Origin of the sequence: Pseudomonas alkylphenolica (genome assembly GCF_000746525.1) — a bacterium.
Lineage (GTDB): Bacteria > Pseudomonadota > Gammaproteobacteria > Pseudomonadales > Pseudomonadaceae > Aquipseudomonas > Aquipseudomonas alkylphenolica.
The window spans coordinates 5,097,501-5,111,431 of record NZ_CP009048.1 but is presented as its reverse complement, the minus strand read 5'-3'; the positions used below and the strand labels follow the sequence as shown (position 1 = coordinate 5,111,431).

14 protein-coding genes and 1 pseudogene are annotated in these 13,931 nt (G+C 61.0%); 6 read left to right on the top strand and 9 right to left on the bottom strand.

Annotation, left to right across the window (positions count from 1 at the left end; translation table 11 throughout):
• Positions 1-52 precede the first annotated feature (52 nt).
• Complete coding sequence (locus PSAKL28_RS23480; protein ID WP_038615003.1) at positions 53-439, bottom strand: hypothetical protein; 387 nt, start codon at positions 437-439, stop codon at positions 53-55.
• Positions 440-586: 147 nt separating this feature from the next.
• Here PSAKL28_RS23480 and PSAKL28_RS23475 point away from each other — a divergent pair, with 147 nt between their 5' ends.
• Both PSAKL28_RS23475 and PSAKL28_RS23470 read left to right on the top strand, forming a co-directional pair.
• Positions 587-784 carry a heavy-metal-associated domain-containing protein gene (locus PSAKL28_RS23475; protein ID WP_038615001.1) on the top strand — a complete coding sequence of 66 codons (198 nt, stop codon included), beginning with the start codon at positions 587-589 and terminating at the stop codon, positions 782-784.
• 116 nt (positions 785-900) lie between these two features.
• A complete protein-coding gene (locus tag PSAKL28_RS23470; RefSeq protein ID WP_038614999.1) occupies positions 901-2,082 on the top strand; it encodes a multidrug effflux MFS transporter in 1,182 nt (393 codons plus the stop codon).
• On the opposite strand, the gene PSAKL28_RS27945 is transcribed toward PSAKL28_RS23470, so the two are convergent.
• Together PSAKL28_RS27945 and PSAKL28_RS23465 are read right to left on the bottom strand one after the other, a co-directional pair.
• Entirely contained in the window at positions 2,066-2,230 is a 165-nt protein-coding gene (locus tag PSAKL28_RS27945; protein ID WP_167335130.1) for a hypothetical protein, read from the bottom strand. The two genes, PSAKL28_RS23470 and PSAKL28_RS27945, sit on opposite strands and share 17 nt — an antisense overlap.
• Positions 2,231-2,356: 126 nt before the next feature.
• Complete coding sequence (locus PSAKL28_RS23465) at positions 2,357-3,370, bottom strand: zinc-binding alcohol dehydrogenase family protein (RefSeq protein WP_038614996.1); 1,014 nt, start codon at positions 3,368-3,370, stop codon at positions 2,357-2,359.
• A 118-nt stretch (positions 3,371-3,488) separates the two neighbouring features.
• Between PSAKL28_RS23465 and vimR the strand changes: the two genes are divergently transcribed.
• Positions 3,489-4,406 (top strand): transcription regulator VimR, encoded by a 918-nt coding sequence (vimR, locus tag PSAKL28_RS23460; protein WP_038614994.1) that lies wholly within the window; start codon positions 3,489-3,491, stop codon positions 4,404-4,406.
• Between the two features lie 478 nt (positions 4,407-4,884).
• Positions 4,885-5,601 (top strand): ArsR/SmtB family transcription factor, encoded by a 717-nt coding sequence (locus PSAKL28_RS23455; protein WP_038614991.1) that lies wholly within the window; start codon positions 4,885-4,887, stop codon positions 5,599-5,601.
• Between the two features lie 62 nt (positions 5,602-5,663).
• Here PSAKL28_RS23455 and PSAKL28_RS23450 read toward each other — a convergent pair whose 3' ends face one another.
• Complete coding sequence (locus tag PSAKL28_RS23450; protein WP_038614988.1) at positions 5,664-6,617, bottom strand: adenosine deaminase; 954 nt, start codon at positions 6,615-6,617, stop codon at positions 5,664-5,666.
• Positions 6,618-6,763: 146 nt separating this feature from the next.
• Here PSAKL28_RS23450 and PSAKL28_RS23445 point away from each other — a divergent pair.
• A pseudogene (locus PSAKL28_RS23445) lies at positions 6,764-7,719 on the top strand (calcium:cation antiporter).
• Between the two features lie 4 nt (positions 7,720-7,723).
• On the opposite strand, the gene PSAKL28_RS23440 reads toward PSAKL28_RS23445, so the two are convergent.
• From PSAKL28_RS23440 to PSAKL28_RS23420, 5 genes are all read right to left on the bottom strand, one after another.
• The gene (locus tag PSAKL28_RS23440; protein ID WP_038614985.1) at positions 7,724-9,079 is read right to left on the bottom strand and encodes an 8-oxoguanine deaminase; all 1,356 of its coding nucleotides are present in this window, start codon (positions 9,077-9,079) and stop codon (positions 7,724-7,726) included.
• A 115-nt stretch (positions 9,080-9,194) separates the two neighbouring features.
• Positions 9,195-9,875 carry an SDR family oxidoreductase gene (locus tag PSAKL28_RS23435; RefSeq protein WP_038614982.1) on the bottom strand — a complete coding sequence of 227 codons (681 nt, stop codon included), beginning with the start codon at positions 9,873-9,875 and terminating at the stop codon, positions 9,195-9,197.
• Positions 9,876-10,210: 335 nt separating this feature from the next.
• On the bottom strand, positions 10,211-10,795 hold the full coding sequence (locus PSAKL28_RS23430) for an IMPACT family protein (protein ID WP_038614979.1): 585 nt from the start codon (positions 10,793-10,795) through the stop codon (positions 10,211-10,213).
• A gap of 10 nt (positions 10,796-10,805) precedes the next feature.
• Entirely contained in the window at positions 10,806-11,468 is a 663-nt protein-coding gene (locus tag PSAKL28_RS23425) for a TetR/AcrR family transcriptional regulator (RefSeq protein ID WP_038614977.1), read from the bottom strand.
• Positions 11,469-11,532: 64 nt separating this feature from the next.
• Positions 11,533-12,450, bottom strand: coding sequence for a LysR family transcriptional regulator (locus PSAKL28_RS23420; RefSeq protein WP_038614975.1), 918 nt, complete (start codon positions 12,448-12,450; stop codon positions 11,533-11,535).
• A gap of 118 nt (positions 12,451-12,568) precedes the next feature.
• On the opposite strand from PSAKL28_RS23420, the gene aptA reads away from it, so the two are divergent.
• Complete coding sequence (gene aptA, locus PSAKL28_RS23415) at positions 12,569-13,915, top strand: omega-aminotransferase AptA (RefSeq protein ID WP_038614973.1); 1,347 nt, start codon at positions 12,569-12,571, stop codon at positions 13,913-13,915.
• Positions 13,916-13,931: the final 16 nt, after the last annotated feature.

Here is a 13,931-nt window from a genome sequence, read left to right as displayed (position 1 = left end):
GGCACTCCTCCTTGGACAGGCCACCAGCATCAACCTTGCCATGCGGGTAAGGTCAATAGCCCAGGCCGGATCTGATCAATTTGAGGCCATTCTGATCGGCTGCAATCCGGTATTTATTGATCTGCCCGGGCAACAGCTTCAAGTGGTTGCTGCGCTGGTTCTCGATCCCTGGCTGGCACCCTGGCGCCTGGCCAGGCAGGTAGCGCAGGCGCACATCGAGGTCGCCCGGCGGCAAGTTGAATGAGGTCGACTGCTCCTGGAACACGCGCCCGGCCAGTTGATCGTTGATGTACACACCGATCTCGCACGAGGTCGCCACTTCCAGGCGTTCGCGGGAGATGATCAGAATGCTGTAGTCACTTGGCCCCGCGGCGCTGGCCTGGGGAAGCCCAGCGAAAATACCCAGCAGGCCGAAAAGGCCGAAAGCTGCCCTGCGCATGAAATCAAACTCCTGCATCGTCAATCGTCAGGCTCGCAGCTTGGCCGACCCGGACGATGATTTCCAGCCCGGCAGCGTGAAGCGGATCTTGACCTTGCCCCGGTGGCAAGCTTGAAACTGAGTCAAAACCCACAGGAGGCAGTCCCCATGCAAGTGTTCAACGTTCAAGGAATGACTTGCGGCCATTGCGTCAAGGCCGTGACCCGTGCAGTGCAGGCTCAGGATGAAGAAGCCGTGGTTGAAGTCGACCTCGCGCAGAAACAAGTGAAGGTGCAAAGTTCGTTGCAGGCTCCACAGATTCTTCAACTGATCCGCGAAGAAGGCTATCAGGCCGAAGCGCTCTGACCCCTGCGGGCCCGCGCGGTGGATAAAAGATTCACTGCGCGGGCCCAACTCTTCGCAGCGAAACCCCGGCAGGACGGTTAAACTAGCAGACTTGCTTAGCCTGCTATGGATTCCCGATGAACCTGCGAACCATCCTGATTCTGGGCGCCCTGAGTGCGTTCGGGCCCCTGGCGATTGATTTTTACCTGCCAGGCTTTCCAGCGATGGCGCTGGCCTTCGGTACTGACGAAAAACATATCCAGACCACTCTGGCCGCCTACTTCCTGGGCTTGTCCATTGGTCAGCTGGCCTATGGGCCGGTGGCCGATCGTTTCGGTCGCAGGGTTCCCCTGCTGGTTGGCGTCTGCCTGTTTACCCTGGCGTCACTCGCTTGCGCCTTTGCACCCAACCTCGATGCGTTGATCGCGGCGCGCTTCGTCCAGGCGCTGGGCGGATGCGCCGGTATGGTGCTGTCACGGGCGATCGTCAGTGACAAATGCGATGCGATAGCCTCGGCCAAGGTGTTTTCCCAGTTGGTTCTGGTGATGGGCCTGGCGCCGATCCTGGCACCGATGCTCGGGGGTGTGCTGGTCAATGTGTATGGCTGGCAATCGATCTTTGTCGCCCTGACCCTGTTCAGTGCCCTGTGCACCCTGGCCGTCGCTTTGGGCTTGCCGGAAAGCCTGCCGGCCAGCCAGCCACGCCAGCCGCTTTCCGGTGCCTTGCGCCAGTATGGGCGCCTGCTCAAGGATCGGGTCTTCATCGGCCATGCCTTGACCGGTGGTATCGCCATTGCCGGGATGTTTTCCTATATCGCCGGTTCACCGTTCGTCTTCATCAAGCTTTACGGAGTGCCCGCCGAGCACTATGGCTGGCTGTTCGGCAGCAACGCGGCAGGGTTCATTCTGGTGGCGCAGATCAATGCGCGGCTGCTGGCCAAGCGCGGGCCGGCCTTTTTGCTGAGGCGGGCAGTCTGGGTGTACCTGGCGTCGGGCTTGACCTTGCTGGCGATCAGCGGCTTGCAACCGGCCCAGCTCTGGCCGTTGTTGATTCCGCTGTTCATCTGCATTGCCAGCCTCGGTTGCATCATCCCCAATGCCTCGGCGTGCGCCATGAACGGACAAGGCGCACGGGCCGGGAGCGCTTCGGCGCTACTAGGCTGTATTCAGTTCAGTGTCGCGGCGGGCGCAGCGGCATTGGTCGGCGTGTTGCACGATGGCAGCGCAATGCCCATGGCGCTGGTCATCAGCCTGTGTGGGCTGGGGGCAGTTGCGATGTCGATGGCCACCCGTCGGGTACAGCTCAGCCGACCCGTTTGAGCGGGTGCGGCGCCTGCAAGCGGGCCTGCAAGGTGTTGACGAAGGCGCGGGCCTCGGCCTCGCTGCGAAAGTTCACGACCTGCTGGTCCAGCCGAACCTGCCATGGGCAGCCGGGCTTCTGGGCTGATGCACTGACTTGAATAATCATCGTGGCATACCTGCGGTTTAGCGTTGGCTGAAGAATTGTAGCGCTGCCGTACTGCAGGGATATGACCTGAGTCAGTTGTCGGACTGACGGTCATGCCCACTCCGAAATCGGAGCGGGCACCATGCCTCAGAAACCTTCGAGAACGATCTTGCCCTTGGCCGCACCGCTTTCCAGCAGGGCGTGGGCACGCCGCAGATTGGCGGCGTTGATGGTGCCGTAATGCTCGCCCAGGGTGGTCTTGAGGGTACCGGCATCGATCAGTTCGGCAACCCGGTTGAGCAGCTTGTGCTGCTCGATCATGTCGGCGGTTTCGAACAGCGAACGGGTGTACATGAACTCCCAGTGCAGCGACAGGCTCTTGCGTTTGAGCAGGCCGACGTCCAGTTGTTTGGGGTCATCAATCAGCGCCAGCTTGCCTTGCGGGGCCAAGGCCTCGACCAGTTGTGCCAGGTGCTGGTCGGTCTGGGTCAGGCTGGCGACATGGGTGACGTAATCGATACCCTGCGCCTTGAGTGCTTCGGCGAGTGGCTGGCTATGATCGACCACCTGGTCGGCGCCCAGTTGACGGACCCATTCCTGGGTCTGTGGACGCGAGGCGGTACCGATCACGGTGAGCCCGGTCAACTGGCTGGCCAATTGGGTCAGAATCGAGCCGACGCCACCGGCAGCGCCGACGATCAACAGACGCTGGCCCGAATCCTCTTGCCCTTCAGCAATCTGCAGGCGCTCGAACAGCAGTTCCCAGGCGGTGATCGCCGTCAGCGGCAGGGCGGCGGCCTCAGCGAAGCTCAGGGTCCTGGGCATATGGCCAACGATGCGTTCGTCGACCACATGCAGCTCACTGTTGGCTCCGGACCGGGCGATGGAGCCTGCGTAATAAACCTTGTCGCCTGGCTGAAACAGGCTGACCTCGCTGCCCACCGCCTTGACCACACCGGCCACATCCCAACCCAGCACCTTGGCGACGCCAGCTTCAGGCTGCACGTTCTGGCGGACTTTGGTATCCACCGGGTTGACGGAGATGGCCCGCACTTCTACCAGCAGGTCCCGTGGCCCTGGCTCAGGGACTGGCAGTTCAATGTCCTGCAGGGAGGCCGGGTCGGTAATGGCCAGGGAATGGTAGTAGGCGATGGCTTTCATGTGTGAGGTCCTCAAGGGTAAATCGTTGGACGCCATCATTGGCGCTTTCACTTCCTGTTAAAAGCCGCTAGAACGACAGATACTTTCAATGTTTTTTTGATAATACCGAGGCCTTTCCGTGCGAATCGATGACCTGCAGCTGTTCGTTCGCACCGCCGAACTGGGCAGCCTGTCGGCGGCGGCACGCCTGCTCGATCTTTCCCCGGCGGTGGCCAGTGCCGCACTCAAACGCCTGGAGCAGCAATTGGGTACGCGCTTGCTGGCCCGCTCTACCCGCAACCTGCGCCTGACCGCCGAAGGCGAGGGATTTCTGTTACATGCGCGCAATGCCCTGGCCAGCCTGGATGAAGGGCGGCGTCAGTTGGCACGGGGGCAGGATGACGTCAGTGGCGTGTTGCAGCTGTCTGCGCCGTCGGACTTCGGGCGCAATGTCTTACTGCCCTGGCTGGATGAACTGCAGCGCGAGCATCCGAAGCTGTCGGTGCGCCTGTTGCTGGGCGACCGCAATGCCGACCTGTTTCGCCAGGCGGCGGACATTGCCCTGCGCTACGGCACACCGGAAGATTCAAGCCTGGTGGCACTGCCGCTGTGCGCTGATAACCGCCGTGTGTTGTGCGCCTCGCCTGCGTACCTGGCCCGGCATGGCGAGCCGAAGGACGTCGCCCACCTGGCTCAGCACAATTGCCTGCTCTACCAGCTGGGCAGCCGCGTTCACGATCATTGGCGATTTGGCCGGGGAGCAACTGAAGCCGGGATAACCGTCAGCGGCGACCGCTTCTGTGACGATGCCGATGTGGTCCGCCGCTGGGCGCTGGCCGGCTTGGGAATCGCCTACAAATCCTGGCTGGATGTGGCGTTCGACGTGCAGGCAGGACGCTTGAAGGTACTGTTGGGGCACCTGGAAGGCGAAGCCGCACCGCTGAACCTGATGTGCACGCATCGGGCGCAATTGGGTAAGCCGGTGCAGTTGCTGCGCAATCTGCTCAGGGAGCGCTGCCAGGCTCTGCTCGAACAACGGCAGCATGTGAGCCTTTAGCGCGCTTTTGGTACTACAGAATCGGCCGATTTATTTGTAGTTTCTGAGTGCATCAACTGTAGGCTTAGTTTCTGATTTTTTTATCGCCAGCTATTTAAAAGTTGAAACGAACAGGTATGGCATGCGGCTCTACGACAAACATGTAGAAAGTCATCCTGCCTATTCCCTGAGAACGTCATGGCTATGGTTCGGCAGAGCAGGGTAGTTTTACCCGGTTGCCTGCAGACAGGCGCGGAGTTTGTTGCGCCGCGGCGGCTTATAATCGATCCAGCAGTCGTTTCCAGCGAGAGAAACTTCCATGTCAGCGGCCGGCAAGTTATCGCTCCCCCTCTATCTTTGCCTGGTTTACAGCACTGGCTGACTGCTGGTGAGTCAACCCTACAACTTCCAGCCGTTCTGACATCGGGAACCTCGCAGTAAATGTTGCTGCCATGGTTATTCGAACGATTTCAGATGTGATCTCGCAGGGAGTTGAGATATGAAACCTGTTACAAGTATCAGCCAGATTGCCAGCCTGCTTGCCGACCCTAAACGCAGCGCGATGCTCTGGGCGTTGATCGACGGAATGGCGCGGCCTTCTGATGAACTGGCGGACATAACCGGCCTGACGCTTTCTTCGGCCTGTGCGCATTTGGCAAGGCTCTCGGCCAGCGGCTTGCTCAAGCTTGAGCCGCGCGGCAGAAAGCGGTATTTCAGGCTTGCCGGGCCTGAAGTCGGCGCTGCTGTGGAAGCACTGGCCAGTGTTCAGGTCACTACCCGGGAAATGCTCGCGGCCCGGGAGGATGTCGGCATTCCCCTGTCCATGCGCCGGGCGCGGTTGTGCGGTGATCATCTGGGCGGTGAGCTGGCGGCGGACCTTTACCAGCGCCTGTTCGACGCAGGTTGGCTGGAGGGCCTGGAGCAACAGATCGAAGTGACCCCGGAGGGACGCACGCAATTTGCCAGCCATGGCATCTTCATTGAAGCGCTGGCCCGCTATCAGCACAGAAGATTCAGCAGCTGCCGCTGCTGCAGCGAGTGGAGCGACCATCGCCCGCACCTGGGCGGTGCATTGGGCAGTAGCCTGCTGAAGCTGTTCATGCAATCCGGCTGGATCCGCGAGAGTGAGACGTCACGCAGGTTGCAGATCAGTGCGGCGGGACTGCATCAGATCAACCGGATTGCCCAGCCGCTAACGTTGAAATCAGTCGGCTAGCGCCGAGGCAAACCCGCTCCTTCTGTAGGAGCGGGCTTGCCCCGCGATGCGGCCATTAATCCCTACGGCTTCACCAACCGCGCATCCAGGCTGTTCTGCGCCAGACGCCGGGCCTGATCCTGAGTCATGCCCAAGTGGGTATGTAGGGCATGGAAGTTTTCGGTGACATAACCACCAAAATACGCTGGATCATCCGAGTTCACCGTGACCTTCACGCCGCGCTCGAGCATGTCGAGGATGTTGTGCTGGCTCATATGGTCGAAGACGCACAATTTGGTGTTGGACAGCGGGCAGACGGTCAGCGGGATCTGCTCGTCAATGATCCGCTGCATCAGGCGTTCGTCTTCAATGGCGCGCACGCCATGGTCGATGCGCTGGATCTTGAGCAGGTCGATGGCTTCCCAGATGTACTCGGGCGGACCTTCTTCACCGGCGTGGGCAACGGTCAGGAAGCCTTCGCTGCGGGCGCGGTCGAAGACGCGCTGGAACTTGCTCGGCGGGTGGCCCATTTCCGAGCTGTCCAGACCTACGGCGATAAAGGCATCGCGAAACGGCAGGGCCTGGTCGAGGGTCTTGTGCGCTTCGTCTTCGCTCAGGTGGCGCAGGAAGCTCAGGATCAGGCCGCTACCGATGCCCAGCTGCTGCTGGCCATCCTTGAGCGCAGCGCTGATGCCATTGAGCACCACTTCGAAGGGAATGCCGCGATCGGTGTGGGTTTGCGGGTCGAAGAACGGCTCGGTATGGATCACGTTCTGCGCCTTGCAGCGCAACAGGTACGCCCAGGTCAGGTCGTAGAAGTCCTGCTCGGTGCGCAGCACGTCGGCGCCCTGGTAGTAGAGGTCGAGAAACTCCTGCAGGTTGTTGAACGCATAGGCCGAGCGCAAGGCTTCGACGTCGTTCCAGGGCAGGGCGATTTTGTTGCGTTCGGCCAGGGCGAACAGCAACTCGGGCTCCAGCGATCCTTCCAGGTGCAGGTGCAATTCTGCCTTGGGCAGCGCGTTAAGCCAGTCGTACATAAAGTCGGTTTCTCATCAGGTGCGGTTGTCAGCATTCTACAGGGTTGTTCGCCGCTGGCCGAGAAACCTGACCGGGCGGCCTTTGCCGGAAACCTTCTACAGTGACTGCAGTCACTTTGCCCGCTACCACCTGCTCAAGGCCGTCGATGCTTAGCCTCCTGAACCAGGAAAAACCGTTGATACTGGCTGTGCTGCTGGCGGCTCTGGCCTGGCCGCTGCAGGGGCAACTGCTGAGGCATGGCCACACGGTCGCGTTACTGGCGGGGCGGTGCTGGTGCTGGCGATCATGATGAGCAATGAGGCCTCGCCGACGCTGGTACGTGACACCATCTACTCGGCGGTGATGCTCGATATCAACGGGATCCTTGGACTGGCAGCGCTGATGGGCGGGCTCAAGCACGGCGAGCAGCCCTACAACGATGATTCGGCACGCACTTACAGCGTGATGATCCTGACCGCCATGGGCGTTTCCATGGTGGTACCCGAGTTCATTGCGCGAGAGCACTGGAAGCTGTATTCGGCGTTTACCATTGCCGCGATGCTGCTGCTCTACGCATTGTTCCTGCGTATGCAGGTCGGGTCCCACAGCTATTTCTTCAGCTACAGCTACCCGCAGAAAAAACGCCGCGACCCATCGCCGGCCCCGGTAAGCAAGGTGCGCTCGATCAGCATCCTGATCGTCGGGGTGATGATTATCGGCGTACTGGCGGAGGCGATGTCACATCCTCTGGATTACGGCCTGCAGGGCAGTGGTGCGCCGCCGGTGCTGATGGCTATTGTGGTGGCGACGATTTCTGCGGCGCCGGAGATCTTCACCGCACTGCGCGCGGCGCTGGCCAACCGCATGCAGTCGGTGGTCAATATCGCCCTGGGGGCATCACTGTCCACGGTGATATTGACCGTGCCACTGATGGAGGCAATGGCGCTCTACACCGGCCAGCCCTTTCAGATGGCCATGATGCCAGTGCAGACGGTGATGATCGCCATCACCCTGATCGTCAGCGCGATCAATCTCAACGATGGCGAAACCAACGCGATCGAGGGCATGACCCACTTCGTGCTGTTCGCCACCTTCATCATGCTGGCGTTTCTTGGGCTCTGACGCCTTAGCCGGCAATCAGCTGTGCGGCAGCCTGGCGGTGATCGGCGATCAGACCCTGGACGTCCAGGCCTTCGATCTGGCCGTCAATCACCCGCCACTGGCCGGCGATCATGACCCGGTCGGCACGGTCGGCACCGCACAGTAACAGCGCCGAAAGCGGATCGTGGCTGCCGGAGAAGCGCAACTCGTCGAGTTTGAACAGGGCCAGGTCAGCCTGTTTGCCGACCGCCAGCTCACCGATGTCGGTACGCCCAAGCAACTGCGCCGACCCGCGGGTAGCCCAGCCCAGGGCAAGTTCAGGAGTGATCGCTTCGGCGCCGTAGCGCAGGCGCTGCAGGTACAGGGCCTGGCGCGCTTCGAGGATCATGTTGGAGGCATCGTTGGAGGCTGACCCGTCGACACCCAGGCCAACCGGCGCACCAGCGTTGGTCAGGTCAACAGTCGGGCAAATGCCCGAGGCCAGGCGCATGTTCGAACTCGGGCAATGGCAGATGCCGGTACCGGCAGCGCCCAGGCGGGCAATTTCGTCCGGGTTGAAGTGAATCCCGTGGGCCAGCCAGGTACGTGGGCCAAGCCAGCCGACACTGTCTAGGTAATCCACGGTGCGCAGCCCGAAGCGTTGCAGGCAGAAGTCTTCTTCATCGAGGGTTTCGGCCAGGTGGGTGTGCAGGCGCACATCCAGCTCTTCGGCAAGGCTGGCACTGGCACGCATGATTTCTGGGGTGACCGAGAACGGCGAGCAGGGCGCCAGGGCAATCTGGATTTGCGCGCCCTCGCCACGTTCGTGGTAGCTGTGGATAAGCCGCTGGCTGTCGGCCAGGATCACTTCACCCTGTTGCACCGTCTGTTGCGGCGGCAGACCGCCGTCGGCTTCGCCCAGGCTCATCGAGCCGCGGGTGAGCATGGCGCGCATACCGAGCTTGCGCACGGCCTCGACCTGTACGTCGATGGCGTTTTCCAGGCCATCCGGGAACAGGTAATGGTGATCGGCCGCCGTGGTGCAGCCGGACAGCAGCAATTCAGCCAGGGCTACGCGGGTGGCCAGCTCCAGCTTGGCTGGAGTCAGGCGGGCCCAGACCGGGTAGAGGGTCTTGAGCCAGGGAAACAGCGGCTGATTGACCACCGGCGCCCAGGCGCGGGTCAGGGTCTGGTAGAAGTGGTGGTGGGTGTTGATAAGTCCTGGCAGGACCACGTGCTCGCGGGCGTCGAAGACTTGTCCACAGGGGCTGGACGGGGTTTCGCCGAGGGCCAGGAGTTCAGTGATACGGCCGTCTTCAAGGACCAGGCCGCCACGGGCATCGAGGCTGTTGGCGGTGAAGATGGCAAGCGGGTTTTTCAACCAGATACGGGTCGCAGGCATGGTGCCGGCTCCTCTGAAAGTGGGTTCAGGTTAGCCAGCTCAGTGTTGCCCTGTCTGCTGATCCAGGTCCGCCACGGTGGGCGAGGTGTCGAGTCTACACCCACCGTGAACGGTTTCACCAGATCAGGCTGTCGCCCTTGTAGTTGATGAAGTACAGGCCGCCTTTGCCGGCGTTGGCCTTGACCTGTTCGAGCATGCCTTGGGTGCTGGTGAGCACGTCGATTTCGGCATTCTCGCCACCCATGTCGGTCTTGACCCAGCCCGGGTGCATGGCCAGCACAGTCTGCTGTGGCTGTTGCAGGGTGACGAAACTGTTGATCATCGAGTTCAGCGCCGCTTTGCTGGCTTTGTACAGGCACATCTCGCTGCCGTCGGGAATGGTGATGCTGCCGAGGATCGAACTCATGAACGCCAGCACGCCATCGTTGCGCAGCTGCGGGGCAAAGCGCTGGGCGACGCGGATCGGCGATACGGCGTTGGTCATGAACAGGTCGCCGACGTCGGCCAACTGTGCGCGTTCGGCGTTTTGGTCGCCTGGGCCCATGATCCCGGCGTTGACGAACAGCAGGTCGAAGACCTGACCGTGCAGGCGTTGTTGCAGGGCGTCGAGCTGAGTGCCGCTGTTCATCTCCAGGGTTTCCACCTGGACTCTCGGTAGCTCTGTCAGCTGGGTGGCCTTGGCCGGGTCACGCACTGTGGCTGTGACATCCCAGCCGTCTTCCACCAGGCGCTGTACCAGACCCAGCCCGAGGCCGCGCGAGGCGCCGATGATCAGGGCGGTTTTGTTCGAGGGCATGAGGAACTCCTTTCAATGGGTACGTCGTTGATCAAAGAATAACCAGTCTAGCCAAACCGTGGCCGAACAGGCTGTTGACGCAGGGGTACACGGCTTATCCACAGCTTGCTCCACAGTATCTGTGAGCAAGCTCCAGATGTGGATATAAGCGCCTGCTGGCTTCCTCCCGGGGGAAATAAATGGGGATAACTGACTGATTTTCCGGCAGTTGAAACGCTGTCATCAAATCTTGATCAAAATATGATCGTTTGCCTGAAGGCCGCGTGATTCAAGGCGCGCAGGCGAATGCCCAGAGGTTATCCACAGCCGGGCCCACAGTGAATGTGGGCAATTGTTCAGCGTCGCTCCAGCAGAATCCGGCCGCGGCTGAGGTCGGCCAGCTGGCGTTGCAGCGGCTCGATCTGTTCTTCACCCAAAGCCAGCAACAAATCAACGCCATTGGCGGTGAAGTGTTCTTCCAGCACCAGGCCGTCGGCTTCTGCCACGCGCAATTTAAGCAGGGCCAGCTCACTGAAACTGCAACTGCAGCTGACTTCGCTGCGGCTGACGAGCAGGCGCTTTTCTGCCTGCTGCAGGCACTTGTTGGCGCCGCCGCCATAAGCGCGGGCCAGACCGCCGGTACCCAGTTGAATACCGCCGTACCAGCGGATCACCAGGACCACGACCTGATCGCAGTCCTGGGCTTCGATCGCCGCCAGGATCGGGCGCCCGGCCGTGCCGCCGGGTTCGCCGTCGTCGCTGCTGCGGTATTGCGCACCCAGCTTCCAGGCCCAGCAGTTGTGGGTGGCGGCCAGGTCGCTGTGCTGTTCAATGAAGCTCATGGCCTCGGCAGCGCTGTTGATCGGCGCTGCCAGGGTAATGAAGCGGCTCTTGCGAATCTCTTCGCGAAATTCGCAGGTGTCGAGCAGGGTAAAAGGCATAAACGCAGGTTCAGTCGGGAAGTTTCAGGCCACAGCCTTTGAGAATGATGTGGATAAGATTGTTGCTGGCATCTTCCATGTCTTGCTTGGTCAGGCGGCTACGGCCGGTGACCTGACAGATCTGGGTGGCAAAGTCCGCATAATGCTGGGTACTGCCCCAGAGCAGGAAAATCAGGTGCACGGGATCGACCGGGTCCATCTTGCCGGCGTCGATCCAGGCCTGGAACACCGCGGCACGGCCTTTGAACCACTCGCGATAATCCTGGCTGAAATAGTCGCTCAGGCACTGGCCGCCACTGATGATTTCCATGGCGAAGATCCGCGAAGCCTGGGGATTGCGCCGGGAGAACTCCATCTTGGTGCGGATGTAAGTGCTCAGCGCCGTTGCCGGATCGTCCTCGACGTTCAGGGCATTGAAGGTGCTGTCCCACAACTCGATGATGTTGCTCAGCACCGCCACATACAGGCTCAGTTTGTTGGTGAAGTAGTAGTGCAGGTTCGCCTTCGGCAGCCCGGCCTTGAGGGCGATGGTGTTCATGCTGGTGCCCTTGAAGCCATGACGGGCGAACTCGTCTTCGGCAGCCTGGATGATGGCTTGCTCGTTCTTCTGACGAATGCGGCCGGCGGGCTTGCCCGGGGCGGTGACACGATGCGCAGGGACTTCGAAGGGCATGGACGATTCCAGACAAGGCAATGGGTATCACTTCTGATCGGCTAACCTACCACAGCATCGAGCCTCAGCGAGTAGCCGCCAGACTTTCCAGAAAGCTTTCCAGGACCAGATGCGGGCGTCGGCCCTTGCGCGTCACCCAGCACAGGCTCAGGTCATAGAAGCGCTGGTTCGGCTTGAGTGCGCGCAGTCGCCCTTGTTGTACCCAGAAGCTGGCGTAGTGATCCGGCAGGTAGCCGATATAGCGCCCGGTGAGGATCAGAAAGGCCATGCCTTCGCGGTCCGAGGCGCTGGCGGTGCAGTTGAGTGCCTGATAGTGCGCCTGGACATCGGCTGGCAAGCGGAACGTCGGGGCGATGGCGTCCTGGCTATTGAGGCGTTCGTCGTCCAGTTGACGGTCGTCGGCATAAAACAGCGGATGGCCCACGGCGCAATAGAGCAGCGAACGTTCACTGTAGAGCGGCTGATATTCCAGTCCCGACAGCGGACTGGTTTGCGGAACCACACCGACGTGCAGGCTGCCGTCGAGTACCCCTTGCTCAACCTGGCTGGGGGCGATCATGCGGATCTGGATGCGCACATCCGGGCCACGGTCCTTGAGCTGGGCCAGGGCGTGGGTGATGCGCATGTGCGGCAAGGTCACCAGGTTGTCGGTCAGGCCGATGTTCAGCTCTCCGCGCAGGTGCTGGTGCAGGCCGTTGACCTCGGTGCGGAAACTCTCCAGGGCACTGAGCAGTTGCAGGGCCGATTGATACACCTCGCGGCCTTCCTCGGTCAGCGAGAAGCCAGCGCGCCCGCGCTGGCACAGGCGTAATCCCAGGCGCTGCTCCAGATCGCTCATCTGCTGACTGATGGCCGAGCGGCCAATGCCGAGGACGTTCTCGGCCGCGGAAAAGCCGCCACACTCGACTACGCTGCGGTAGATCTTCAGTAGACGGATATCAAAGTCGCTGACTTGCGCGAGGGGATCGGGGCGCCGGCTCATAGTTTAGTGTTCGTCTATCTGAAGATTAGAAAAGTTGGGTTTTCCAGACTTTATCCCCGTGACAACTTAGTGGCAACAACACTTATCGCTGCCCAATTGCCTTGCGAGGACTTGCCCGATGAATCTGCCTGAAAACGCTCCTGTCGGTCTGGCCAGCCAGCTCAAGCTGGACGCCCACTGGATGCCCTACACCGCCAACCGCAATTTTCAGCGCGATCCACGGCTGATCGTTGCCGCCGAAGGCAGCTACCTGACCGACGACAAAGGGCGCAAGATCTATGACTCGCTGTCGGGTCTGTGGACCTGCGGTGCCGGTCACACCCGCAAGCAGATCCAGGAAGCCGTGTCGCGTCAGTTGGGCGTGCTCGATTACTCGCCAGCCTTCCAGTTCGGTCACCCGCTGTCGTTCCAGCTGGCCGAGAAGATCACCGAGCTGACCCCGGGCAACCTCAATCACGTCTTCTATACCAACTCCGGTTCCGAGTGCGCTGACACTGCGGTGAAGATGGTGCGCGCCTACTGGCGTCTGAAAGGCCAGGCCACCAAGACCAAACTGATCGGCCGTGCCCGTGGTTACCACGGGGTGAACATCGCCGGTACCAGCCTGGGCGGCGTCAACGGCAACCGTAAACTGTTCGGCCAGTTGCTCGATGTCGACCACATTCCGCACACCCTGCTGGCCAGCAACGCCTTTACCAAGGGCATGCCGGAAGAGGGCGGTATCGCCCTGGCCGATGAAATGCTCAAGCTGATCGAACTGCATGATGCTTCGAACATTGCCGCACTGATCGTCGAGCCACTGGCGGGTTCCGCCGGTGTCCTGCCGCCACCTAAGGGCTACCTGAAACGCCTGCGGGAAATCTGCGACCAGCACAACATCCTGCTGATCTTCGACGAAGTCATCACCGGCTTTGGCCGTATGGGCGCGATGACCGGTGCCGAAGCCTTTGGCGTTACCCCGGACCTGATGTGCATCGCCAAGCAAGTCACCAACGGTGCCATCCCGATGGGCGCGGTGATTGCCAGCAGCGAGATCTATCAGACCTTCATGAACCAGCCAACCCCGGAATACGCCGTGGAATTCCCGCACGGCTATACCTACTCGGCGCACCCGGTTGCTTGCGCTGCCGGTATCGCCGCCCTGGATCTGCTGGAGAAGGAAAACCTGGTGCAGGCTGCCGCCGAACTGGCGCCGCATTTCGAGAAAGTGCTGCACGGCGTCAAGGGGGCGAAGAACATCATCGACATCCGTAACTACGGCCTGGCCGGTGCCATCCAGATTGCCGCCCGTGACGGTGATGCCATCGTGCGTCCGTACGAGATTGCCATGAAGCTGTGGCAAGCCGGCTTCTATGTGCGCTTCGGTGGCGACACCCTGCAGTTTGGCCCGACCTTCAACAGCCAGCCGCAGGAACTGGATCGCTTGTTCGATGCGGTCGGTGAGGCCATCAACCAGGTCAGCTGATTCTTTACACCTATAT